21 protein-coding genes are annotated in these 24,429 nt (G+C 70.7%); 9 read left to right on the top strand and 12 right to left on the bottom strand.

Annotated features, from left to right (window positions below; translation table 11 throughout):
* Nucleotides 1-238: 238 nt before the first annotated feature.
* Complete coding sequence (locus KCH48_RS26870; RefSeq protein ID WP_210577328.1) at nt 239-778, bottom strand: hypothetical protein; 540 nt, start codon at nt 776-778, stop codon at nt 239-241.
* Between the two features lie 122 nt (nt 779-900).
* On the opposite strand from KCH48_RS26870, the gene KCH48_RS26865 reads away from it, so the two are divergent.
* On the top strand, nt 901-2,034 hold the full coding sequence (locus KCH48_RS26865) for a serine hydrolase (RefSeq protein WP_210577327.1): 1,134 nt from the start codon (nt 901-903) through the stop codon (nt 2,032-2,034).
* A 62-nt stretch (nt 2,035-2,096) separates the two neighbouring features.
* Here KCH48_RS26865 and KCH48_RS26860 read toward each other — a convergent pair whose 3' ends face one another.
* Nucleotides 2,097-3,185: a branched-chain amino acid aminotransferase gene (locus KCH48_RS26860; protein WP_210577326.1), complete on the bottom strand. Its 1,089-nt coding sequence runs from the start codon at nt 3,183-3,185 to the stop codon at nt 2,097-2,099.
* Nucleotides 3,186-3,422: 237 nt separating this feature from the next.
* Complete coding sequence (locus KCH48_RS26855) at nt 3,423-4,466, bottom strand: 3-isopropylmalate dehydrogenase (RefSeq protein ID WP_210577325.1); 1,044 nt, start codon at nt 4,464-4,466, stop codon at nt 3,423-3,425.
* Nucleotides 4,467-4,607: 141 nt separating this feature from the next.
* Between KCH48_RS26855 and KCH48_RS26850 the strand changes: the two genes are divergently transcribed.
* On the top strand, nt 4,608-6,176 hold the full coding sequence (locus tag KCH48_RS26850; protein ID WP_210577324.1) for a metallophosphoesterase family protein: 1,569 nt from the start codon (nt 4,608-4,610) through the stop codon (nt 6,174-6,176).
* Nucleotides 6,177-6,255: 79 nt separating this feature from the next.
* Here KCH48_RS26850 and KCH48_RS42965 read toward each other — a convergent pair whose 3' ends face one another.
* Nucleotides 6,256-6,387 carry a hypothetical protein gene (locus KCH48_RS42965; RefSeq protein WP_282615182.1) on the bottom strand — a complete coding sequence of 44 codons (132 nt, stop codon included), beginning with the start codon at nt 6,385-6,387 and terminating at the stop codon, nt 6,256-6,258.
* A gap of 328 nt (nt 6,388-6,715) precedes the next feature.
* Between KCH48_RS42965 and KCH48_RS26845 the strand changes: the two genes are divergently transcribed.
* The gene (locus KCH48_RS26845; protein ID WP_210577323.1) at nt 6,716-6,922 is read left to right on the top strand and encodes a DUF5988 family protein; all 207 of its coding nucleotides are present in this window, start codon (nt 6,716-6,718) and stop codon (nt 6,920-6,922) included.
* A 1-nt stretch (nt 6,923) separates the two neighbouring features.
* Here KCH48_RS26845 and KCH48_RS26840 read toward each other — a convergent pair whose 3' ends face one another.
* The 3 genes from KCH48_RS26840 to KCH48_RS26830 all read right to left on the bottom strand — a co-directional run bounded on the left by KCH48_RS26840 (nt 6,924) and on the right by KCH48_RS26830 (nt 10,428).
* Nucleotides 6,924-7,751: an alpha/beta fold hydrolase gene (locus KCH48_RS26840; protein ID WP_210577322.1), complete on the bottom strand. Its 828-nt coding sequence runs from the start codon at nt 7,749-7,751 to the stop codon at nt 6,924-6,926.
* An 87-nt stretch (nt 7,752-7,838) separates the two neighbouring features.
* Complete coding sequence (pruA, locus tag KCH48_RS26835; RefSeq protein WP_210577321.1) at nt 7,839-9,470, bottom strand: L-glutamate gamma-semialdehyde dehydrogenase; 1,632 nt, start codon at nt 9,468-9,470, stop codon at nt 7,839-7,841.
* A gap of 31 nt (nt 9,471-9,501) precedes the next feature.
* Nucleotides 9,502-10,428 carry a proline dehydrogenase family protein gene (locus tag KCH48_RS26830; protein ID WP_210577320.1) on the bottom strand — a complete coding sequence of 309 codons (927 nt, stop codon included), beginning with the start codon at nt 10,426-10,428 and terminating at the stop codon, nt 9,502-9,504.
* Between the two features lie 106 nt (nt 10,429-10,534).
* Between KCH48_RS26830 and KCH48_RS26825 the strand changes: the two genes are divergently transcribed.
* The 5 genes from KCH48_RS26825 to KCH48_RS26805 all read left to right on the top strand — a co-directional run bounded on the left by KCH48_RS26825 (nt 10,535) and on the right by KCH48_RS26805 (nt 16,710).
* On the top strand, nt 10,535-11,737 hold the full coding sequence (locus tag KCH48_RS26825; protein WP_210577319.1) for a CdaR family transcriptional regulator: 1,203 nt from the start codon (nt 10,535-10,537) through the stop codon (nt 11,735-11,737).
* An 88-nt stretch (nt 11,738-11,825) separates the two neighbouring features.
* A complete protein-coding gene (locus tag KCH48_RS26820) occupies nt 11,826-13,313 on the top strand; it encodes an ABC transporter substrate-binding protein (protein ID WP_210577318.1) in 1,488 nt (495 codons plus the stop codon).
* A complete protein-coding gene (locus KCH48_RS26815; protein WP_210577317.1) occupies nt 13,310-15,088 on the top strand; it encodes an ABC transporter permease subunit in 1,779 nt (592 codons plus the stop codon). Before KCH48_RS26820 ends, KCH48_RS26815 begins: the two co-directional genes overlap by 4 nt.
* Nucleotides 15,057-16,016: an ABC transporter ATP-binding protein gene (locus tag KCH48_RS26810; protein ID WP_210577316.1), complete on the top strand. Its 960-nt coding sequence runs from the start codon at nt 15,057-15,059 to the stop codon at nt 16,014-16,016. Before KCH48_RS26815 ends, KCH48_RS26810 begins: the two co-directional genes overlap by 32 nt.
* Nucleotides 16,003-16,710: a dipeptide/oligopeptide/nickel ABC transporter ATP-binding protein gene (locus KCH48_RS26805; RefSeq protein ID WP_210577315.1), complete on the top strand. Its 708-nt coding sequence runs from the start codon at nt 16,003-16,005 to the stop codon at nt 16,708-16,710. The genes KCH48_RS26810 and KCH48_RS26805 overlap by 14 nt, the downstream gene beginning before the upstream one ends.
* Here the strand turns inward: KCH48_RS26805 and KCH48_RS26800 are convergent.
* On the bottom strand, nt 16,664-17,248 hold the full coding sequence (locus KCH48_RS26800) for a TetR/AcrR family transcriptional regulator (RefSeq protein WP_210577314.1): 585 nt from the start codon (nt 17,246-17,248) through the stop codon (nt 16,664-16,666). The genes KCH48_RS26805 and KCH48_RS26800 overlap by 47 nt on opposite strands.
* 84 nt (nt 17,249-17,332) lie before the next feature.
* Between KCH48_RS26800 and KCH48_RS26795 the strand changes: the two genes are divergently transcribed.
* Nucleotides 17,333-18,862, top strand: coding sequence for an MFS transporter (locus tag KCH48_RS26795; RefSeq protein WP_210577313.1), 1,530 nt, complete (start codon nt 17,333-17,335; stop codon nt 18,860-18,862).
* 8 nt (nt 18,863-18,870) lie between these two features.
* On the opposite strand, the gene serA is transcribed toward KCH48_RS26795, so the two are convergent.
* From serA to KCH48_RS26775, 4 genes are all read right to left on the bottom strand, one after another.
* Nucleotides 18,871-20,460, bottom strand: coding sequence for a phosphoglycerate dehydrogenase (gene serA, locus KCH48_RS26790; protein WP_210577312.1), 1,590 nt, complete (start codon nt 20,458-20,460; stop codon nt 18,871-18,873).
* 276 nt (nt 20,461-20,736) lie between these two features.
* Complete coding sequence (gene ilvC, locus KCH48_RS26785; RefSeq protein ID WP_210577311.1) at nt 20,737-21,738, bottom strand: ketol-acid reductoisomerase; 1,002 nt, start codon at nt 21,736-21,738, stop codon at nt 20,737-20,739.
* A gap of 118 nt (nt 21,739-21,856) precedes the next feature.
* A complete protein-coding gene (gene ilvN / locus KCH48_RS26780; protein WP_062708926.1) occupies nt 21,857-22,381 on the bottom strand; it encodes an acetolactate synthase small subunit in 525 nt (174 codons plus the stop codon).
* A gap of 22 nt (nt 22,382-22,403) precedes the next feature.
* Nucleotides 22,404-24,260, bottom strand: a complete 1,857-nt coding sequence (locus tag KCH48_RS26775) for an acetolactate synthase large subunit (protein ID WP_210577310.1) — start codon at nt 24,258-24,260, stop codon at nt 22,404-22,406.
* Nucleotides 24,261-24,429: the final 169 nt, after the last annotated feature.

Genomic DNA, 24,429 nt, shown 5'->3' with positions numbered 1-24,429 from the left:
CCTCGCGCTGCGCTCCCGGCTGTAGGTGGGCCAGAAAAGCGAAAAACCCCTCGCGGGTGCGAGAGGTCTGCGCGCGGGTCGAGGACGACGGTGTCCGCCCGTACCTGGTCGTACGTGGCGGTCACTGCGGACCGGCGCGCCTGCTGCCAATAATCGTGGCGAACGAGAGCACGGGGGCAGTCTGGCACAGCTTTCCCCCGCGCTCACCGTCCGTCTCAGGATGCGAACAGCCAGTTGATCACCGCAGGTGGCGTACGAACGCGTGGGCGCCGATGTCGTAGGCGGTCCGCGACTGCCGTATCTCCTCGTCGTCGGTGACATCGCCGCTCGCCAGTGCCCCGCCGAGGAGGGCGGTCAGCAGCACGGCGGCGGCGATCGGCGCCCACCGCAGTGGCTGCGGTCGCCGCAGCGGCACGGCCTCCATCGGCCCGCTCCGGACCGGCGGCGTCACCACCAGGGGGCGCTCGGAGGGGCGCCCTACGGAACCTCCCGCGTCCACCCCGCCGCACGCGATGCGGCTGCGCGCGTCGACCCACGCCTCCGCCTCCGCCCCGCGCAGCCCGCACGCCGCCACGAACGCGGCGACGAGTTCCGCGCGAGGCAGCCGTTCGCGGCCGAGCATGGTCGCCGCCGTGGAGTACGGCAGGGTGTGGCCCGCGTCCGCCGCACGGCGTTCCAGTCGGCGGTAGCTCAGGCCCGACCAGGCCTTGAGGCGGCGCAGTGCGGCGACGAAGGCGGCGGCGTCGGTGTCGGGCGGTGTGGGCGGTGCGGTGGTCATCGTGATTCCCCCCTGGTGAGCTGGACGTACACAGACTCGCACAAGCTCGAACGCCCTGGCAGGTTGAGCAACGGCGCGAGAGACGGTCAACCTCGGTGCGGATTCCCGCCGTTGGAGGTCACATGGGTCCGTCTCACCGCTCCCGCTCCCGCCGCCGCCTCGCCGGTGCGGCCGCCGCCGTACTGGCGCTGCTGCTGTTCGGCGCTCCCCCGGCCGAGTCGCGGCCGCCGCACGACGTCGACCCCGTCGCCGACTTCGTCCACCGCACCTGGCCCACGGGCGCCGGCGGCACCGTGCTCGCCGCACACGGTGACGAACTCGCGTACTGCGCCGGGTTCGGCACGTCGGACCGCGCCGCCGGCACCGCCGCGAGCTGCCGCACGGTGTACGACGTCGGGTCGGTCACCAAGCAGTTCACGGCGGCCGCGATCGTGAAACTGGAGGCGATGGGCCGGCTCCGGGTGGGCGACCGCATCGGCCGGTACCTCGGGCCGGTGCCGGACGACAAGCGCGCCATCACGGTCGAGCACCTGCTCACCCACACTTCGGGCCTGGTCGAAGGGCTCGGCGACGACTACGACCCTGTCTCCCGCGACGAACTGGTGCGCGGGGCGCTGGCGTCGAAGCTCCGGTCGGCGCCGGGAGCGGAGTTCTCCTACTCCAACACCGGGTACAGCCTGCTCGCGGCGATCGTCGAGAAGGCGTCGGGAGAGGGCTACGAGCCGTTCCTGGCCCGGCATCTGTTCGCCCCCGCCGGCATGACCCGGACCGGGTACGTGCTGCCCCGGTGGCCACGGCATCTGGTCGCCGTGGAGTACGACAGCGCGGGCCGGAGCCAGGGCAGGCCCTTCGACCACCCCTGGGCCGCCGACGGGCCGTACTGGAACCTGCGCGGCAACGGCGGCATGCTCTCCACCGCGGGCGACATGCTCCGCTGGCACCGGGCCCTCCTGGGCGACGAGATCCTGCCGGCGGGGGCCAGGGACAAGCTGTTCGAGCCACGCGTGCCGGAGCCCGACTCGGACGACTCGTACGGCTACGGCTGGACCATCAGCGACACCCCCGACGGCCCGCTGGCCTGGCACGACGGCGGCAACGACTGGTCGCTGGCGCTGCTCGGCCGCTCCCTGCGCGACGGCGTCCTCGTCTTCTGGGTGAGCAACCACGCCTACCGGGACGGGAAGTGGAACCTCGACGACCGGGCGGGAGAGCTGACCGAGGGCATCCTGGACCGGGTGCGGGACGGGAGTTCCTGAGAACACGCGGACCCGCCCCGGACAGGAGCGTCCGGGGCGGGTCCGCGTCCGCGGGTGGGCGCTCAGCTCAGCGGATACATCCAACCGTGCTTGTCCTCAGTGACGCCCCGCTGGATGTCCAGCAGCGCCTGACGGAGCTTCAGCGTGACCTCGCCCGGCTCGCCGCCCGACTGCTGCCACTCGGCGCCCTCGCGCTTGACGGTGCCGACGGGGGTGATGACGGCCGCGGTGCCGCAGGCGAAGACCTCGGTGAGGGTGCCGTTCTCGGCGTCGCGCTGCCACTGGTCGATGAAGACGCGGCCCTCCTCGGAGGTGTAGCCGAGGTCGCGGGCGACGGCGAGCAGGGAGTCGCGGGTGACGCCCTCGAGGATGGAACCGGTGAGGGCGGGGGTGACGATCCGGTCGCCGTACACGAAGTACAGGTTCATGCCGCCGAGTTCCTCGATCCACTTGTGCTCGACGGCGTCGAGGTAGCAGACCTGGTCGCAGCCCTTGGCGGCGGCCTCGGCCTGGGCGAGGAGGGAGGCCGCGTAGTTGCCGCCCGTCTTCGCGTCACCCATGCCGCCCGGGACGGCGCGGACGCGGTCCTCGGAGAGCCAGATGGAGACCGGCTTCACGCCGCCGGGGAAGTAGGCGCCCGCGGGAGAGGCGATGACCAGGAAGAGGTACTCGCCGGCCGGCTTCACGCCCAGCCCGACCTCGGTGGCGATCATGAACGGCCGCAGATACAGGGACTCCTCGCCGCCGTGCGCCGGAACCCAGGCCTCGTCCTGCTTCACCAGCGCGCCGCATGCCTCGATGAACGTCTCGACCGGCAGCTCGGGCATGCCGAGGCGGCGGGCGGACGCCTGGAAGCGCTTGGCGTTCTTGTCCGGGCGGAACATGGCCACGGAGCCGTCGGGCTGGCGGTAGGCCTTCAGTCCCTCGAAGATCTCCTGCGCGTAGTGCAGGACCATGGTGGCCGGGTCGAGGGAGAGCGGCGCGTACGGGACGAGCTGGCCGTCGTGCCAGCCGCGGCCCGCCGTCCACTTGATGACCACCATGTGGTCGGTGAAGTGCCGGCCGAACCCGGGGTTGGCCAGCATCGCCGCGCGCTCCGCGTCGGAGAGTGGCGAGGCCGAGGGCTTGAGCTCGATCGTGGGCGTCGTCATGAGTTGTCCTTCACCGGTTGTGTGTGACGGGCCGCGCTCACGCCAGTACTGCCAGTGGCCAGTGCTAGGACGTCCGAGCATTCCCTCATACCGCGGCTCCGCGTTCGATTATCGCAAGCGCGGGCCGTGGAAGAAATCGGCGTGAATGCGACCCAGGGGATGATGGTGGCACCCGGCGGGGACATAGAAAAGCCGCCGGGTACTTGAAGACCCGGCGGCTTGTTGTAGCGCGGCGGGTCAGCCGGCTACTCGTACCGCGAGCGCGTCGCCGATCTCGGCGGTGCTGCGGGCGGGCTTGCCGGTGCGCTCGGCCAGGTCGACGGAGACCGCCTCGTCGATACGGGCGGCCTCGGCCTCGTAGCCGAGGTGGCGCAGGAGCAGGGCGACGGACAGGACCGTGGCGGTGGGGTCGGCCTTGCCCTGGCCTGCGATGTCGGGCGCGGAACCGTGGACCGGCTCGAACATCGAGGGGAACTCGCCGGTCGGGTTGATGTTCCCGCTCGCGGCGACGCCGATGCCGCCGGAGACGGCCGCGGCGAGGTCGGTGATGATGTCGCCGAAGAGGTTGTCGGTGACGATGACGTCGAACCGCTCGGGCTGGGTGACCAGGTAGATGGTCGCCGCGTCGACGTGCATGTACTCGGTGGTGACCTCGGGGAACTCCTCGGCCACCTTGTTGAAGGTGTTCGTCCACAGGTGACCCGCGAAGGTCAGCACGTTGTTCTTGTGGATCAGCGCGAGCTTCTTGCGGGGGCGGGCCTGGGCGCGGGCGAACGCGTCGCGCACCACGCGCTCGACACCGAAGGCCGTGTTCACGGAGACCTCGGTGGCGACCTCGTGCTCGGTGCCCTTGCGGATGGTGCCGCCGTTGCCGGTGTACGGGCCCTCGGTGCCCTCGCGGACGACGACGAAGTCGATGGACGGCTCGCCCTTCAACGGCGTGTCCACACCCGGAAGCAGCTTCGACGGCCGCAGGTTGACGTGGTGGTCGAAGAGGAAGCGGAGCTTCAGCAGGAAGCCGCGCTCCAGCACGCCGGACGGGACCGACGGGTCGCCGATGGCGCCGAGCAGGATGGCGTCGTGCTTCTTCAGGGCGTCCACGTCGGCGTCGGTGAGGGTCTCACCGGTGGCGTGATAGCGCTTGGCGCCGAAGTCGTACTCCTTGGTCTCCAGCTTCACATCCTGCGGGAGGACGGCGGAGAGGACCTTCAGGCCTTCGGCCACGACCTCCTGGCCGATGCCGTCACCGGGGATCACTGCGAGATTGAGGCTGCGAGACATATCGGCACCCTACCTCTCGTCCCATGGGATGACACAAGGCGTCCGGGATACGGACACGCGGGGGGCGGCAACACCACGGCGTCGCCCTGTGTTCACCCGTACGCAGGGCGGGTGTTGGGCTTCGCTGGGAAGTTCACAGCCATGGACCTTCCCGACTTCGGTATTCCGCCGCGGCTCGCGCGCCGGATGAGCATGGCCGAGCAGCACGAGTACCTGCGCACCAGACTGACCCGCCGCCGCACGCTGGTGACGGCGGGCGCGGTGGCGGGCGGACTGCTCACCGGATGCTCGGAGTCGGGAACGACGACGACCAAGCCGTCCCCCTCCGCCACGAACTCCGCCACCACCAAGGTCCCCGGCTCGGTCGTCACCCCCTTCGGCCGCCATCTCGCCTTCGGCGCCGACCCGAAGACGCAGATGCGGATCTCCTGGCAGGTCCCGGCCGCGGTCAAGAAGCCGTACGTCCGGATCGGCACCCGGCCCGAGGAGCTGAGCCGGAAGATCGAGGCCGAGGTGCGCGACCTGCACACCCCCGAACTCCAGGGCGTGCGCCCGGCGTTCGAGCAGTACTACGTGCACGCCGCCCTGGACGGCCTGCGCCCCGGCACCACGTACTACTACGGCGTCGGCCACGACGGCTTCGACCCGGCCTCCCCGGACCGCCGCTCGACGATCAGCTCCTTCCGTACGGCGCCAGCGGCCCCCAAGACCTTCGTCTTCACCGCGTTCGGCGACCAGGGCGTGGGCAAGGACGCGGCAGCCAACGACCATGTACTGCTCCGCCAGGACCCCGCTTTCCATCTGCACGCCGGCGACATCTGCTACGCGAACGTCAACGGCCGCGGCAAGGAGTCCGACTCCTACGACCCCGGGCAGTGGGACCTGTTCCTCAAGCAGACGGAGACGGTGGCCAGATCGGTGCCGTGGATGGTGACCACCGGCAACCACGACATGGAGGCCTGGTACTCGCCGGACGGCTACGGCGGCCAGTCGGCCCGCTTCTCCCTCCCGGACAACGGCTTCGACCCGCGCACCGCGCCGGGCGTGTACGCGTTCACCTACGGAAACGTCGGTGTGGTCGCGCTGGACGCGAACGACGTGTCGTACGAGATCCCGGCCAACCTCGGCTACACGGACGGCCGGCAGACGAAGTGGCTGGACGAGAAGCTGCGTGAACTGCGGTCGTCCGCGGACGTCGACTTCATCGTCGTCTTCTTCCACCACTGCGCGTACTCCACATCGACCCACGCCTCCGACGGCGGCGTACGCGCCGAGTGGCTGCCGCTGTTCGCGCGGCACGAGGTGGACCTGGTGATCAACGGACACAACCATGTGTACGAGCGGACGGACGCCATCAAGAACGGCGAGGTCGGCAAGCCGGTACCGATCGGCGAGTCGACGGATCCGACGCGGGACGGGATCGTGTACGTCACCGCGGGCGGCGGCGGCAAGGATCTGTACGGCTTCCCGGTCGGCGCGGACGAGAGCTACGAGGGCCACGTCCGCGAGCGCGAGTCGGTGACGACCTTCCAGTGGACCAGGTCACGGCTCGCCAAGGCGGAGACCGTGGAGTGGTCGCGGGTGCGCTACCGGGGCTTCTCCTTCCTCTCGGTGGAGGCGGAGAGCGGTGCGGCGCCCCGGCTGAAGGTGTCGGCGCTGGCGCAGAGCGGCGAACGCATCGACCATTTCGAGGTGCGGCGCGGAGCGTGAGGCTCCACACCGCACCCCGTACGGGCGCGGCTCCCGGTATGGGGGTTCCTCTGGGGCTTTCTCTGTGCGACAGGCCAGCTCAGTGGCCGGTCGCGCCGCCGTTGTCCCTGCGGTCGAGGGCGCGCTGGAGGGCGGCGGCCGCGTTCTTGCGGTCGGACTCGGTCGTGCGGGAGAGGTGACGGACTCGACGGCGGGCGGTCGTCTCGGCCATGAGGAATCGACTCCTTCGAATGATCCTGGAGTTCGGGCAGGGGTTACGAGACGCCGGGTGGGGCGGGGAGCGGTGGCCGCAGGGGTTGCCTGCACGGGGCCCGGCTCACGTCCGCCATTCGCTTGATCGAGCGAGACGTTCGGCTCCTACAAAGTTAAGGGAGGACGGAGCGTCTGTCTCCACAATTACTCGGACTTCCTACTATCTGAGACGGCGGATTACGTCACACAGGGCTGACCTGGGATTTCGCCGCACCCCTCTCCCCCACACGACTGATCCTTCTCGCCGCGCGCGACTTCGTCCCACGGCAGCGGGAACCCGTGACCTCATGACTGACACGGCCAAGGCACTGCTCGCGGGCGGCCCCGACGATCTGCCCGAGCGGATCGTCCCGGCCCCGGCCCCGGGGACAGACGTGAAGATCAAGTTGCGCGGTGGGTACGAGCACTTCCGGGCGACCGAGCGGCACGAGGAGACGACGGAGGGCCGGCTGCCCGTGTACGAGTGGTGGGAGCGGACGGAGATCGCCGAGTAGGTCACCGCAGCGCCGAGACGACCGCCTCCCGGAAGCCCTTCGGGTCCTCCACCCACGGCAGGTGCCCGGCCTCCGGCAGGCTCACCCGGCGGACGTCCGGCAGGGCCCGCTCCAGGGAGTCGACGGCTGAGCGCGGGCGGATGTCCTGGGCGCCGTCGACGATGAGGACGGGAAGGTCCAGGGCGCGGCAGTCGTCGTACAGCTGAGGGGCGCCCCAGGTGCGCCGGCTCTCGGCGTTCAGGGCCGTGTCGCACTCGGTGTTGACGCCGAACCAGGGGTCGGCCATCCGCCCGGCATGCTCCAGCGCCCGCTCGCGGTCCTCGAACTCGACGGACCACTGGAGCACCGCACGCTCCCGGTCCTCCTTCGGCAAGTCCTGCCAACGGGACAGCCGTTCGGGATCCTCACCGAGCCGCGCGAGGAAGTTCTCCTTGTAGGGGCCGTGCCAGTCCGACTCCGGCCCGATGCCCGTACCGCTGACGTAGATCAGCGCATCGACCCGTTCGGGATGGTCCAGCGCGTAGCTCAACGCCAGCTGCGCGCCCCAGGAGTGGCCAAGCAGCGCCATCCGGTCGAGGCCGTAGTGCCGTCGCACGGCGTCCAGGTCCGCCACGAAACGCTCGGTCGTCCATGGCCCCGCGCACCGCTCCGAGCGCCCGCAGCCGCGCTGGTCCCAGCGCACGACCGTGGCCGTGTCGGCGAGCAGGGCGGCCACGTCCTCGAACATGTCCCACAGGCCGGGCCCGCCGTGGCACAGCACCAGCAGCGCGCCCCGGCCCGACCGGCTCGCCCACAGGCGTACGCCGTCGTCCGTCGTGACGGTCTCCATGGGTGTCCAGTGTGCCCGCCCGGGCATGGAAACCGCCCCCGCTCCGGAGGGGGGATCCGGAACGGGGGCGGAGTTTCGCCGGGGCCGTCAGCCCATGTGCGGGTAGCTGTAGTCGGTCGGCGGGACCAGCGTCTCCTTGATGGCGCGGGTCAGGGTCCAGCGCATCAGGTTCTGCGGGGCGCCGGCCTTGTCGTTGGTGCCGGAGGCGCGGCCGCCGCCGAAGGGCTGCTGGCCGACGACGGCGCCGGTCGACTTGTCGTTGATGTAGAAGTTGCCGGCCGCGTAGCGCAGCTTGTCCATCGTGTACGCCGCCGCCGCGCGGTCGCCCGCGATGACCGAGCCGGTGAGGGCGTAGTCGGTGACCGACTCCATCTGGGTCAGCATCTCCTCGTACCGGTCGTCCTCGTAGACGTGCACCGCGAGGAACGGGCCGAAGTACTCGGTGGTGAAGACCTCGTTGGCGGGGTCCGTGCACTCGACGACCGTCGGGCGGACGAAGTAGCCGACCGAGTCGTCGTAGGCGCCGCCCGCGACGATCGTGCAGGTCGGGTCCTCCTTCGCCCGGTCGATCGCGGCCTTGTTCTTGGCGAAGGCGCGCTCGTCGATGACCGCGCCGATGAAGTTCGACAGGTCGGTGACGTCGCCCATGGCGATGCCGTCGACCTCGGCCGCGAACGCGTCGCGGAAACCGGAGTTCCAGATCGACGCCGGGATGTACGCCCGGGAGGTCGCCGAGCACTTCTGGCCCTGGTACTCGAAGGAGCCGCGGGTCAGGGCGGTCTTCAGGATCGCGGGGTCGGCGCTCGGGTGGGCGACCACGAAGTCCTTGCCGCCGGTCTCGCCGACGATGCGCGGGTAGGAGCGGTACTTCTCGATGTTGGCGCCGACCGTCTTCCACAGGTACTGGAAGGTCCTGGTCGAGCCGGTGAAGTGGATGCCGGCGAGGTCGCGGTGCTCGAGGGCGACCTTGGAGACCTCGATGCCGTCGCCGGTGACCAGGTTGATGACGCCCTTGGGCAGGCCCGCCTCCTCCAGCAGCCGCATCAGCAGCACGGCGGCGTGGGTCTGCGTCGGGGACGGCTTCCAGACGACGACGTTGCCCATCAGGGCGGGCGCGGTTGGCAGGTTGCCCGCGATCGCCGTGAAGTTGAACGGCGTGATCGCGTAGACGAAGCCTTCCAGCGGGCGGTGGTCCAGGCGGTTCCAGACGCCCGGGGAGTTGGCCACCGGCTGCTCGGCGAGCAGCTCGCGGGCGTAGGCGACATTGAAGCGCCAGAAGTCGATCAGCTCACAGGGCGTGTCGATCTCCGCCTGCTGGGCGGTCTTCGACTGGCCGAGCATGGTGGAGGCGGCCAGCGTCTCGCGCCACGGGCCGGACAGCAGCTCGGCCGCGCGCAGGATGATCGCGGCACGGTCGTCGAAGGACATCGCCCGCCAGGCGGGCGCGGCGGCGAGGGCCGCGTCGATGGCGTCCTGGGCGTCCTGCTGGGTGGCGTTGCGGAAGGTGCCGAGGACGGCCTTGTGGTTGTGCGGCTGGACGACCTGGAAGGACTCACCGCCGCCCATCCGCTTCTCGCCGCCGATGGTGCAGGGCAGGTCGACCGGGTTCTCGGCCAGCTCCTTGAGCCTGGCCTCCAGCCGGGCACGCTCGGGCGAGCCGGGGGCATAGCCGTGCACCGGCTCGTTGACGGGGGTGGGGACCTGGGTCACAGCGTCCATGAGTTCCGTAACTCCTTACTGAGCGGGTGGGTCAGCCCTTGGTGAGGGTCGAGCGGGCGAAGAAGAGCAGGTTGGCCGGCTTCTCCGCCAGGCGGCGCATGAAGTAGCCGTACCAGTCGGTGCCGTAGGCGGTGTAGACGCGCATGCGGTGGCCCTGCGCGGCGAGGCGCAGGTGCTCGTCGCTCCTGATGCCGTACAGCATCTGGAACTCGTACTCGTCGAGTTTGCGCCCGGCACGCCGGGCCAGTTCCTGGGCGATGGAGATCAGGCGCGGGTCGTGGGACCCGATCATCGGGTACCCGGCGCCCTCCATCAGAACCTTGAGGATGCAGACGTACGCCTTGTCGGTCTCGTGTTTCTGCTGGTACGCGACGTCGGCGGGCTCCTTGTACGCGCCCTTCACGAGCCGTACGCGGCTGCCGTTCGCGGCGAGGCGGCGGGCGTCGGCCTCGGTGCGGAAGAGGTAGGCCTGGATGACGCAGCCGGTCTGCGGGAACTCCTTCCGCAGCTCGTCGTGGATGGCGAACATCGAGTCGAGGGTGGTGTGGTCCTCCGCGTCCAGGGTGACCGTGGTGCCGATCGCGGCGGCGGCCTCGACGACGGGACGTACGTTGGCGAGCGCCAGTTCGTGACCGCCGTCCAGCGCCTGCCCGAACATCGACAGCTTGACGGACATCTCGGCACGGGTGCCCAGCTCGAGATCCTTAAGCCGGTCGATGAGCTCCAGGTAGGCGTCGCGGGCGGCCTCGGCCTGCTCGGGGTTGGTGATGTCCTCGCCGACGACGTCCATGGTCAGCTCCAGGCCCTTGGACGTCAGGTCCTGGATGATCGGCACGACCTCGTCGACCGTCTCGCCGGGGATGAAGCGGTCGACGACCTGCTTGGTCACCGGGGCCGCCGAGATCAGGCGTCGCATCCGGTCGCTGCGCGACGCGGCAAGAATCACGGGACCCAGCACGGGGCACCTCCACAAACAGCAGATAGAACCACCGTGAAACCTAAGGATCCCTCCGATCGTCGGCCATCGACAGCTGTCACGCATCCGTGCCGCAGATCTCAGACAGATGTATGAAGGCCCGGTGATTCTGCGGGAGAATGCCCGGGTGACGGCCGATTACAAGGATGACTATCAGGAGCTGGTCGACGAGATCTCCGAGTTGCTCGGCGTCCCCGCGACGCTGGAGAACCGCGACTTCGAGCTGATCGCCTTCGGCGCGTACGACAGCGAGGACGAGCTGGACGCGTCCGCCCTGGACCCGGTGCGGGCCCGCTCGATCCTGACCCGGCGCTCGACGGCGGCGGTCCGGGCGTGGTTCGAGGGGTTCGGCATCACGCGCGCGACCGCCCCGGTCCGCATCCCGCCCACTCCGGAGGCGGGGGTCCACCGGGGACGGATCTGTCTCCCCGTACGCCATCGGGGTGTCGTCCTCGGGTACGTCTGGCTGCTCGAAGGCGAGCCGGGCCCCACCGAGCAGCAGCTCGCCGCCGCGATGGACGTGACCGGGCGGATCGGCGCGCTGCTCGCCGACGAGGCGCAGGCGGGCGCGGATCTCACCCGGGAGCTGCGGGAAGTGCTGACCGCCGAGCGCGGCTGGCAGCGGGACATGGCGGTGGCGGCGCTGCGTACGGCCCTCGGCCCGCGCGGCGAAGGCCTGCACGCCGTCGTGTGCGTCGCGCCCTGGCCGTCGCCGGACCCGGACGACGCCCCGTCGGCCCGTACGGTCCCGCACGCGACCGCGTTGTGCACGGTCCCGTGGGGCACCGCCGGCCAGAGCCTCGCCGTGCTGGTCCGGCTGCGGTCACCGGACGCCCGGACGCCGGCGCTCGCGGCAGCGACGCGGCTGCTCAAGGAGGGGGCGAACGCGGCCGGGGTCGGCGAACCGCGCACCGGGCTCGCCGAGTTGGGCACCGCCTGGCAGGAGGCCTCGGCAGCCGCGCGCGCCGCCCTGGCCGAACCCCGGTTCGGTCCGGTGGCCGAGTGGCACCGCATCGGCCCGTACCGGCTGCTGACTTCGCTGCCCCCGGACGCCACCCACGACCCGGCCGTCGCTCCTCTCCTCGCCCCCGCCCACCGCGATCTCGCCCGCACCGCCGAGGTCTACCTCGACTGCGCCGGCCAGGCCGCCCGCACCGCCGCCGAACTGGGCATCCACCGGCAGACGCTCTACTACCGCCTGTCCCGCGTCGAGAAGCTGACGGGCCTGGACCTGGATGACGGCGAGGACCGGCTGCTGCTGCACATGGCGCTGAAGGGGGCAAGGCTGTAGATCTGGACAGTCTTCTGAAAACGATTGTCATCATGCTACGGTCGTCGCACGCTCAACCTTTGACCACCCCTTTACTCGGAGTGTCCCCGTGCGCGTCCCCGCCCGCTTGCTGTCCCTCACCGCGGTCTCCGCCGCCTCCGTGCTGCTCACCGGGTGTTTCTCGGGCTCGGGGTCCTCCGCCGGGGATGGCGGCAAGCGCATCCGCGTCGCCCATATGCAGCCGCCGCGCTCGGGTCTTTCCCCGCTCTCCGACGACGCGTTCAAGCTGTCGCGCTGGTCGACAGCGGAGACGCTGGTGAAGCTGGACGCGGAGGGCGACGCCCAGCCCGCGCTGTCCACCGAGTGGAAGCAGTCCGGACGGACCTGGACCTTCGAGATACGCGACGGTGTCACCTTCCACGACGGAACCGAACTCGACGCCGAGGCTGTCGTGCGGTCGCTCACCACCGCGGCCGCCGCCTCCCCCAAGCCCCGCATCCTCGACGGCGTCGAGCTGACCGTGAAGGCGCAGGGCTCCGACACCGTCACGGTCACCACCGCCGACGAGGACCCTCTCGTCCCGCAGCGGCTCAGCTCGCCCCAGCTGTCGGTCCTCGCCGCGAAGGCGTACACCGGAAAGACGGTCAACCCTCTCGGCGCGGGCACCGGCCCCTTCGAGCTGACGAAGGTCAACGGCACCTCGTCCGCCTCCCTCGACCGCTACGACGACTACTGGGGCAAGAAGGCCAAGGCCCCCGGTATCGACGTGAAGTTCGTCCCGGACGGCACCGCCCGCGCCGCCGCCCTGCGCAGCGGTGAGGCCGACATCGTCGAGGCCGTGCCGGTGTCGCAAGCGGCGCTGCTGGACGAGGAGTTGATCACCGAAGTCCCGATGCCGCGGACCAACACGCTGTACCTCAACACCGAGAAGGGCGTCTTCAAGGACGCCTCCCTGCGGGCCGCCGCCCGCGAGGCCATCGACGCCGAGTCGATCGTGAAGGGCGTGTACGAGGACCGCGCCGATGTCGCCGAAGGGCTGCTCGGACCCGCGCTGCCGTGGGCCGCCGGTCTGCGCACGGAGGTGAAGCGGGCGGCGGCGAAGAAGGCGAGCGGCCAGACCATCACGATCGGCACGTTCACCGACCGCGCCGAACTGCCCGAGGTCGCCGCCACCCTGCAACAGCAGCTCCAGAAGGCCGGCTTCAAGGTGAAGCTGGACGTCCGGGAGTACGCCAACATCGAATCCGACGCGCTGGCGGGCGAGTTCGACGCGTTCATCCTGTCCCGGGCCACCGTCCTGGACTCCGGCGACCCGGTCGCGTACCTCTACAGCGACTTCGCCTCCGACGGCTCCTTCAACATCTCCCAGCTCGCGGACGACTCCGTGGACAAGGCGCTCAGCAGCGCGGGCGAGACCGCGGTGGGCGATGCGCGCCGCAAGGCCGTCATCGCGGCCGAGGCCGCCGTGCTGGCCACCGACGCCGCCGTCCCGATGCTCCACGAGCGCGTGATCCAGGGCGACGCCGCGGGTGTCGTCGGCGCCGCGCACGACCCGCGCGAGCGTGAGCTGGTCACGGCGGACACCTACGTCAAGTGAGGCCGACCGCCGCCGGGGTGACCCGGGTTCTCTGTCTCGTCGCGGTCGTGGGCGCCGTAGGACTGCTGCCCTGGCTCTCCGGGAGGGACCCCGCGCTGACGGTCCTGCGGGCCCGTTCCGCCGAGCAGGAGCCGACGAAGGAGGCGCTGGACGCCGTACGACGGGATCTCGGGCTGGATGCCGGTCCCCTTTCGCTGCTGGGGAGTTGGGCGTCCGATCTGGTGCGCGGGGACCTGGGTCTGTCGTGGGTGTCCGGTACCGAGGTGCTGCCGTCGGTGACGGCCGGGCTCCAGGTGTCGCTGGGGCTGATGGGCGCGGCCTTCGGTTTCGCGGTGGTGCTGGCCTGCGTGCTGGTCGCGCCGGTGCTGGTACGGGGGCGGGGGTCGGCCGGGGCGGGGGCCGCGATGCTGGCCGCCGTGCCCGAATTCCTGCTGGCCACCGTGGCGTTGCTGGTCTGCGGGGTGTGGCTGGGCTGGCTGCCGACCTCGGGCTGGCAGGGGCCCCAGTACATGGTCCTGCCCGCGCTCGCGCTCGGCGTCCCGGCGGGCGGTGTCCTCGGCCGGCTGGTCGCGGACGCGCTCCCCGCCGTGCTGGACGAGCGGTGGGTGGAGCTGTGGCGGGGCGCCGGGGTGAGCAGAGCGCGCGTCTCGGCGGCGGCGCTGCGGCGCGTACTGCCGCCGCTGGTACCGCAGTTCGGGATGGCCGCCGTCGGTCTGACCGGGGGCGCGGTCGCGGTGGAGACGGTGTTCGCGGTGCCGGGCATCGGGCGTACGGCGCTCGGGGCGGCCAAGTCGCAGGATCTGCCGCTGCTCCAGGGGGCGGTGCTGGCGCTGCTGGCGCTGGGGCTGGTGACGGGTGCCGTCGCGGCTCTGCTGCGGCGGCGGCTGCTGGGGCCCGCGCTGCGTGACGCCGAGCTGTCCCTGCCGCCGGTCCGGCCGGTCCGTACCCACCCGGCCATCCCGGTGGCGCTGTTCACGGTCCTGGCCGTGGCCATCGGCTGGGGCCTGTTGCGCGACCCGTACGCCGTGAACACCGCCGCCCGCCTCGCCGCGCCCTCCTGGGCGCACCCGCTCGGCACCGACGGACTCGGCCGTGACGTGCTGGCCCGGCTCGGGCACGGCGCCGCTCCAACGGTCGGTACGGCGGCCGCCGTATGCCTGGCCAGCCTGCTGCTCGCGCTGGCCCTCGGCTTCCTGCCGGGCGTCGCGGCGGGCGCGTCGGACATCGCGAACGCGCTGCCGCCGGTGATCGCCGGGATCCTGGTCGCGGCTGCCGCCGGGCCCGGCACCGGCGGGGCGGCGTTCGCGGTCGCGCTGATCTCCTGGCCGCCGCTGGCCGCCCATGCGGCGGCGCTGGTGCAGGAGGTGCGCGCGTCGGCGTTCCTCACCGCCCAGCGGGCCCTCGGGGCGACGCCGTGGTGGATCCTGACCCGGCATGTCCTGCCGTCCGTGGCCGCGCCGGTCGCCCGGCACGCCCTGCTGCGGCTGCCCGGCATGGCCCTCGCCCTGGCCTCGCTGGGCTTCCTGGGCCTGGGCGCGCAGCCGCCGGCGCCCGAGTGGGGTCTGCTGCTGGACGAGTCGCGCGCCTATGTAGAACGGGCGCCGTGGGCCGCCCTCGCGCCCGCCGTGGCACTGGCCGTGCTGGCGGGGCTCGCGGTGTCGGGAGCGTCGTATGCGCAAGGAAGGCAGGTCACCCGTGTGAAGCGGGTGAACCGTGTGCCCCGTGTCGGGAAGGAGGCCTCCGATGGAGTCGGACGTGCTGTTGTCGGTGCGTGATCTGCGGATCGCCTTCGACGGGGTGGAGGCCGTGCGCGGGGTGTCCTTCGAGGTGCGCCCGCGTGAGGTGCTCGCCGTGGTGGGCGAGTCGGGCGCGGGCAAGTCGCTGACGGCGCGGGCGCTGCTGGGCATGCTGCCGGCCCAGGCGACGACGAGCGGCACGATCCTGCCGGACCTCACGGCACAGCGCGGGCGCCGTATCGCGCTCGTCCCGCAGGACGCCCTCTCCGCCCTCTCCCCCGTGCACCCGGTGGGCGACCAACTCGCCGCCGCCGTACGGTCGGTGGCCCGCGTCTCCCGCCAAGAGGCCCGGGCGCGAGCGGTGGCGGCGCTCGACCGGGTGGGGATCCCGGATGCGGCGCGCAAGGCGCGGGCGTATCCGCACGAGTACTCCGGCGGCATGCGTCAGCGCGCGGTCATCGCGATGGCCACGGTCAACGAACCGGACATCGTCGTCGCCGACGAGCCGACCACCGCGCTCGACGAGGAGCACCGGGACCAGGTGCTCCGGGTGCTCGGCGAGCAGCGTGAGGCGGTCGGAGCGGCGCTGGTGCTGGTCACGCACGACATGGACGTCGTACGGGAGCACGCCGACCGCGTGCTGGTGATGTACGCCGGGCGGGTCACCGAACTCGGCCCGGCGGACGAGGTGTTGACGCGTCCCCGGGCGCCGTACACGGCGGTCCTGCTGGCCTCGCTCCCGGACGGCGGACCCAGGCGTCGCCGTCTTCCCGCCCTCCCGGGCACCCCGCCCGCTCCGGGCGCCCTCCCGCCCGGCTGCGCCTTCGCGCCGCGCTGCTCGCTCGCGGCGGACGCGTGTCACGAGACAGAACCGGAGCCCCAGCAGGTGGAGGAGCGGCTGATCGCCTGCCACCGCTGGGCCGACGTCCCCGACCTGCTCCAGGAGACGCACCGTGCCTCTTCTTGACGTCCGCGACCTGGTCGTCCGCTATGGCACGGTCACGGCGGTGGACCACCTGTCCTTCGCGCTGGAGGCGGGCGAGACCCTCGCCCTCAACGGCCCTTCCGGCTGCGGCAAGTCGTCCACCGCGCTGGCCGTGCTCCAGCTGCGCCGCCCGGACGGCGGTGAAGTGCGCTTCGAGGGACGGGAGTTGACGAGCCTCACGGACCGCGAACTGCGCCCTCTGCGCCCCCGCATGCAGCCGGTCTTCCAGGACCCGTACGGCTCCCTGAGCCCCCGCCACCGCATCCGCGACGCGATCGCCGAGCCCTTGAAGATCCACGGCCGCTGGACCGTCACCGACGGCCCCGCCCGCGTCGCCGAACTCCTCGACCGGGTCGGCCTCGACGCCTCGTACGGCGACCGCCACCCGCACGAACTCTCCGGCGGCCAGTGCCAACGCGCCGGAATCGCCCGCGCGTTGGCCTCCGACCCACGCCTGCTGATCCTCGACGAGCCGGTGTCGGCCCTGGACCCCTCGGTCCGCGCCGGCGTGCTGAACCTGCTCGCCGACCTCCAGGACGACCTCGGCCTGGGCTATCTGTTCATCTGTCATGACCGGGCGGTCGTACGGCATTTCGCGGACCGCGTGGTGGAGATGCGGGACGGCAGCATCACGTCCGAGTGGCGGCTTCCATCGCCTGACGCAGCCCCTCAGTGAGCGCGTCGGCGTCGGGCGCGCGTTCGGGGTCGAAGGTCCACTGGGCGATGAGGCCGGTCATCAGCGTCGTATAGAACCTGCCGAGCGTGTCCAGGGTCTTGTCGGGGATCTCGTCCTCCGGCACCCCCATGAACAGCGCCACGAGAGCGCGCTCGGCGTCCCGCTGCTGCGCCGCCAGATGGTCGCGCACGGCGGGCAGCTGATCCCCCATGGCCACGATCTCCACGCTGAGCCGCCACATCGACCCGGGCCCCCGCATGGTGCCGATGATGTTCGACCACACCTCCTGGAAGCGCTCGACGGAGCCGGGCGCGGTCGCGCTCTCGACGGACCCGTCGCCGTCGAAGGCATCGGAGAGCTCCCCGACCAGCGCGAGGTAGGCCTCCGCCAGCAACGCGTCCTTCGAGCCGTAGTGATAGCCGATCGACGCCAGGTTCGTCCCCGACTCCTTGACGATGTCGCGCGCCGTCGTGCGCACGAATCCCTTCGCCAGCAGGCAGCGCTTGGCGCCTTCGAGCAGATCCTCACGGTGTCCCATGACGCCCACCCTACTCGCGATCCATACAGCCGTCCTATACAAGCGTCATAGACAAACGTTTAAGACACGCGTACATTCCCCGACATGACAACGAACCCGACGACCAACTCCCGTGCCGGCCGCCGCGAATGGACCGCCCTCGGCGTGCTGATGCTGCCGCTGCTGCTGGTGTCGATGGACGTCTCGGTCCTCTACTTCGCCATCCCGGCGATCAGCGCGGACCTGGAGCCGACCGGCACCCAGCAACTGTGGATCTTCGACATCTACGGCTTCGTCCTGGCCGGCCTGCTGATGACGATGGGCTCGCTCGGCGACCGCATCGGCCGTCGCAAGCTGCTCCTGATCGGCGCGGCCGCCTTCGGGGCCGCCTCACTGGCCGCGGCGTACGCCGACAGCGCCGAGATGCTGATCGTGGCCCGCGCGATCCTCGGCATCGGCGGCGCGACCCTGATGCCGTCCACGATGGCGCTGGTCCGCACGATGTTCACCGACCCGGCGCAGCGGACGAAGGCGATCGCCCTGTGGTCCGGCGTGATGACGGCCGGCATCGCGCTCGGCTCGGTGCTGAGCGGCGTGCTGGTCGAGTTCTTCTGGTGGGGCTCGGTCTTCCTGGTCAACCTGCCCGCGATGGCCCTGCTGCTGCTCCTCGGCCCGCTCCTGCTCCCCGAGTCGAAGAACCCCGAGCCCGGCCGCTTCGACTGGCCCAGCATCCCGCTGTCCATGGCCGCGGTGCTGCCCGTGGTCTACGGCCTCAAGGAGATCCCCTCGGAGGGCTGGAACGTCCGCTACGTCGTGTCGATCACCGTCGGCCTGCTCTTCGCCGCGCTCTTCGTCCACCGTCAGCGCACGACCGCCGCGCCGATGATCTCCCCGGACCTGTTCCGCCGCCCCGGCTTCACCCCGGCCCTCACGCTCTACCTGATCACCATGTTCGCGATGATGGGCTCGGCGTACTTCACCACCCAGTACATCCAGTCGGTCCTCGACAAGAGCGCCCTGGAAGCGGCCCTGTGGGCCCTGCTCCCCTCGGTGCCGATCGGCCTCGCGGCACCCCTGTCGACCCAGCTGGTGCACAGGGGCCTGAGCCGCGTGCACGTCGTCACCGCCGGCTTCCTGATCGGCGCGGGCGGCTACGGCCTGCTGGCCCTGACCGGAACGGACTCCATGTGGCTGCTCCTGACCGCGTGCGGAGTCCTCGCCTCCGGGATCACCCTCGTCACGGTCCAGATCGCGGACCTCGCCATGAGCGCGGCCCCGGTGGAACGGGCGGGCGCCGCCTCCTCACTCATGGAGACCGGCGCGGAGTTCGGCGGCGCCCTCGGCATGGCCCTGCTCGGGTCCATCGGTACGGCCGTCTACCGCCACGAGATCCCGGCCTCGGCGCCGGACGCGGCCCGCGAGACGCTGGGCGGTGCGCTGGCGGTCGCCGACCGGTTCCCGGGCCTGGCCACCACGGCCCGCGAGGCGTTCACCCACGGCATGCAGGGAGCGGCGATCGCGGGAACGGTACTGCTGGCCGGGGCCGCGTGCCTGACTCCCCTGGCTCTGCGCCGGACGCGCCAGGACAGCACAACGCCGGACGAGCCGAAGAATCTCAGCTCGTCCGGCGTTTGAGGACGACCTCAGGCCAGGTTCACCGCGCGAGCGGACGTCGCGCCGATCTCCGCCTCGACCTCGGCCAGCACCCCGGAGGGCACCGTGTCGTCGACCGTCAGGACGGCCAGCGCCTCGCCGCCGGCGATCGCCCGCGACACCTGCATACCGGCGATGTTGATCCCGGACTCACCGAAGATCCGGCCCACCGTGCCGACGACACCGGGACGGTCCTCGTACTTCAGGACGACCATGTGGTCGGCGAGCGCCAGGTCGACGTCGTAGTCGCCGACCGCGACGATCTTCTGCAGGTGCTTGGGACCGGCCAGCGTGCCGGAGACCGAGACCTCCTCGCCGCTGCCGAGCGTGCCGCGCACGGTGACGACGTTGCGGTGGTCGGGGGACTCCGAGCTGGTGGTCAGCCGCACCTCGACACCGCGCTCCTGGGCGAACAGCGGGGCGTTGACGTACGACACGGTCTCGTCGACGACGTCCTCGAAGACGCCCTTCAGAGCAGACAGCTCCAGCACCTTCACGTCGTGCTGGGTGATCTCGCCGTAGACCTCGACGTCGAGGCGGACGGCGACCTCACCGGCGAGCGCGGTGAAGATCCGGCCGAGACGCTCGGCGAGCGGCAGGCCCGGCTTGACGTCCTCGGCGATGACGCCGCCCTGGACGTTCACCGCGTCCGGGACCAGCTCACCGGCGAGCGCGAGGCGCACCGAGCGGGCGACGGCGATACCGGCCTTCTCCTGCGCCTCGTCGGTGGAGGCACCCAGGTGCGGGGTGGAGACGACCTGGTCGAACTCGAACAGCGGCGAGTCCGTGCAGGGCTCCTTCGCGTACACGTCGAGACCGGCGCCGGCGACCCGGCCCTCCTTGAGGGCGGAGTACAGCGCCTCCTCGTCGACGATCCCGCCGCGCGCGGCGTTGACGATGCGCACGCTCGGCTTGACCTTGCGCAGCGCCTCGTCGCCGATCAGACCGAGGGTCTCGGGCGTCTTGGGCAGGTGGACGGTGATGAAGTCGGAGACCGCGAGCAGCTCGTCCAGCGTCAGCACCTTGACGCCCATCTGCGCGGCCCGCGCGGGCTGCACGTAGGGGTCGTAGGCGACGACCTTCATCCCGAACGCCGACATGCGCTGGGCGACGAGCGCGCCGATGCGGCCGAGCCCGACCACACCGAGGGTCTTCTCGGCCAGCTCGACGCCGGTGTACTTGCTGCGCTTCCACTCGCCGTTCTTCAGCGCGGCGTTCGCCTGCGGGATGTTGCGGGCGGTGGCGAGGATCAGACCGCAGGCCAGCTCGGCGGCGGTCACGATGTTCGAGGTGGGGGCGTTGACGACCATCACGCCGGCCTTGGTGGCGGCGGAGACGTCGACATTGTCCAGGCCGACGCCGGCTCGTGCGACGACCTTCAGTTTGCGCGCGGCGGCGATCGCCTCGGCGTCCACCTTCGTGGCCGAGCGGATCAGGATCGCGTCGACGTCGGCGATGGCGGGGAGCAGTTCGGCTCGGTCTGCTCCGTTGCAATGCCGGATTTCGAAGTCCGGCCCCAACGCGTCGACGGTGGCGGGCGACAGCTCTTCAGCAATGAGTACGACGGGGTTCGAGCTCACGTGAGTCCTCACATGTCCAATGCGGACGGCCGTCCCGACGGCCGCATGCGGTGGAGGGGTGCTTGGCCGCGTGGAGACGCACGACGCTGTGGGCCTGACGCGTATGTAGTACGGCAGTGTAGTGCTGCGGCGGAAGTCGTCTTACGGCTCTGGGGAAGGATCACCCGGACGTGGGTGGCCACACAATCAGCCCCTCCGGCGTTTGAGGAGCGGGGTCCGGGGCAGAGCCCCGCGACGGCACCCCGAAACCGGCGGCACCGTCGCGGAGCGCTCGGCTCACGCCTCTTCGTCGTTCACCCACGACATGAGCTTGCGCAGTTCCTTGCCGGTGGTCTCCAGCAGGGACTCCGCGTCCTGCTGCTTGTACTCGTTGTACTTCTTCAGACCGCCGTGGTACTCAGCCATCCACTCACGCGCGAAGGTGCCGTCCTGGATCTCCGCGAGGACCTTCTTCATCTCGGCCTTGGTCGCGTCCGTGATGATCCGCGGGCCGGTGACGTAGTCGCCCCACTCGGCGGTCTCGGAGACGGACCAGCGCATCTTCTCCAGGCCGCCCTCGTACATGAGGTCCACGATCAGCTTCAGCTCGTGCAGGCACTCGAAGTACGCGATCTCCGGCTGGTAGCCCGCCTCGGTCAGCGTCTCGAAACCGGCCTTGACCAGCGCGGCCGTACCACCGCAGAGAACGGCCTGCTCACCGAACAGGTCGGTCTCGGTCTCCTCGGTGAACGTCGTCTTGATGACACCGGCGCGGGTGCCACCGATGCCCTTGGCGTACGACAGGGCCAGCGCGAAGGCGTTGCCGGTCGCGTCCTGCTCGACGGCCGCGATACACGGAACGCCGCGGCCCTCCTCGTACTGGCGACGCACCAGGTGGCCGGGGCCCTTGGGGGCGACCATGCAGACGTCGATGCCGGCCGGCGGCTTGATGAAGTCGAAGCGGATGTTCAGGCCGTGGCCGAAGAACAGGGCGTCGCCGTCCTTGAGGTTGTCCTTGATGGACTCCTCGTAGACCTGGGCCTGGATCGGGTCCGGGACCAGGATCATGATCACGTCGGCCTCGGCGGTGGCCTCGGCCGGGGTCACCACGCGCAGCCCCTGCTCCTCGGCCTTCGCCTTGGACTTGGAGCCCTCGTGCAGACCGACCCGGACGTCGACACCCGAGTCACGGAGCGACAGCGCGTGGGCGTGGCCCTGGCTGCCGTAACCGATGACCGCGACCTTGCGGCCCTGGATGATGGACAGGTCGGCGTCGGCGTCGTAGAACAGCTCGGCCACTTTGGGTTCTCTCCTTGTGTGCAGGTGTCGCGTCCCACCGTATGACGGCGGGCTGAAGGGAAGTTCGCGGGTCTCGGTATACGGGCGGCCGGTGCCTGCCGGCCGCCCGTGTCCGTCGTTATGCCGAGCGGTCCAGGGCGCGCAGCGACCGGTCCGTGATCGAGCGCGCACCGCGGCCGATCGCGATCGTGCCGGACTGGACCAGCTCCTTGATGCCGTACGGCTCCAGCATCTTGAGCATGGCGGACAGCTTCTCGCCGCTGCCGGTGGCCTCGATGGTGACGGCCTCCGGGGAGACGTCGACGGTCTTGGCGCGGAACAGCTGGACGATCTCGACGATCTGGGAGCGCGTTTCGTTGTCGGCGCGCACCTTCACCAGAACGAGTTCGCGCTGAACGGCCGAACCGGGTTCCAGTTCAACGATCTTCAGCACGTTGACGAGCTTGTTGAGCTGCTTGGTCACCTGCTCGAGCGGCAGGTCCTCGACGCCCACCACGATGGTGATGCGGGAGATGTCGGGGTGTTCGGTGACGCCGACCGCGAGCGAGTCGATGTTGAAGCCGCGGCGGGAGAACAGGGCGGCGATCCGGGCGAGGATGCCCGGCGTGTTCTCCACCAGGACGGAGAGCGTGTGCTTGGACATGGTCTTTTTACGTCTCTCTCGCTCAGTCGTCTTCGTTGTCGCCGAAGTCGGGGCGGACGTCCCGGGCGGCCATGATCTCGTCGTTGGAGGTGCCGGCGGCGACCATCGGCCACACCATCGCGTCCTCGTGGACGATGAAGTCGACGACGACCGGGCGGTCGTTGATCGAGTTCGCCTCCTCGATGACCTTGTCGAGGTCGGCCGGGTCCTCGCAGCGGATCGCGTAGCAGCCCATGGCCTCGGACAGCTTCACGAAGTCCGGGACGCGGGTGCCGGCGCTCGGCTGCTTGCCGTCCGCCTCCGGGCCGCTGTGCAGCACCGTGTTGGAGTAGCGCTGGTTGTAGAAGAGGGTCTGCCACTGGCGGACCATCCCGAGGGCACCGTTGTTGATGATGGCGACCTTGATCGGGATGTTGTTCAGGGCGCAGGTGGTGAGCTCCTGATTGGTCATCTGGAAGCAGCCGTCGCCGTCGATCGCCCAGACCGTGCGGTCCGGGGCTCCGGCCTTGGCGCCCATCGCGGCCGGGACCGCGTAGCCCATCGTCCCGGCGCCGCCGGAGTTGAGCCAGGTCGCGGGCTGCTCGTACTCGATGTAGTGCGCGGCCCACATCTGGTGCTGGCCCACGCCCGCGGCGAAGATCGTGTCCTGCGGCGCGAGTTGGCCGATGCGCTGGATGACCTGCTGCGGGGAGAGCGAGCCGTTGTCGGGCTGCTCGTAGCCCAGCGGGTAGGTCTCGCGCCAGCGGTTCAGGTCCTTCCACCAGGCGCTGTAGTCGCCGGTGTTGCCCTCGCTGTGCTCCCTCTGCACGGCCTGGACCAGATCGGCGATGACCTCGCGGGCGTCACCGACGATCGGCACGTCGGCGGCGCGGTTCTTGCCGATCTCGGCCGGGTCGATGTCGGCGTGGACGATCTTGGCGTACGGGGCGAAGCTGTCGAGCTTGCCGGTGACGCGGTCGTCGAAGCGGGCGCCGAGGGCGACGATCAGGTCGGCCTTCTGCAGCGCGGTGACGGCGGTGACCGCACCGTGCATGCCCGGCATTCCCACGTGCAGCTCGTGACTGTCGGGGAATGCGCCGAGCGCCATCAGGGTGGTGGTGACGGGCGCTCCGGTGAGTTCCGCGAGGACCTTCAGCTCGGCGGTGGCATGCGCCTTGATGACGCCGCCGCCGACGTACAGGACGGGCCGCTTGGCCTGGGTGATCAGCTTGGCGGCCTCGCGGATCTGCTTGGCGTGCGGCTTGGTGACGGGCCGGTAGCCGGGCAGGTCCATGGTGGGCGGCCAGGAGAAGGTGGTCTTCGCCTGGAGGATGTCCTTGGGGATGTCGACCAGGACCGGTCCCGGACGGCCGGTGGAGGCGATGTGGAACGCCTGCGCGATCGCCCGGGGGATGTCCTCCGCCTTGGTGACCAGGAAGCTGTGCTTGGTGATCGGCATGGTGATGCCGACGATGTCCGCCTCCTGGAAGGCGTCCGTACCGATCGCCTTGGACACGACCTGCCCGGTGATCGCGACCAGCGGCACGGAGTCCATGTGCGCGTCCGCGATCGGGGTGACCAGGTTGGTGGCGCCCGGCCCGGACGTCGCCATGCACACCCCGACCTTGCCGGTGGCCTGCGCGTAACCGGTGGCCGCGTGGCCGGCGCCCTGCTCGTGACGGACCAGCACGTGCCGCACCAGCTTGGAGTCCATCATCGGGTCGTACGCCGGCAGGATGGTGCCGCCGGGAATGCCGAATACCGTGTCGGCGCCGACCTCCTCGAGAGAGCGGATGAGGGACTGCGCACCCGTCATCTGCTCAGGGGCGGACGGGTGTCCTCCGGAACGGGGCCGCGGCTGCGGATGATGGGCCCCGGTGGCCTGCTCGGTCATCGGCATTCTCTTCTCGATGCTGAGGGTTTTTGCGAAGTTCGTGCGGTGTGCGGCTGCTGTACGACAGGTGCCTGTGCAACAAAAAACCCCTCGTGCCATAAGGCAAGCGAGGGGAGCGCGCCGGGAGGGGTCGCTGAGCGGTCTGGGGCTCAGCTTCAGCCGACGCGCTGTCCAA

This window comes from Streptomyces sp. GESEQ-4 (assembly GCF_017948455.1).
Lineage (GTDB): Bacteria > Actinomycetota > Actinomycetes > Streptomycetales > Streptomycetaceae > Streptomyces.
The sequence above is the reverse complement of the archived record's forward strand: the minus strand, read 5'-3'. Positions and strand labels throughout refer to the sequence as shown.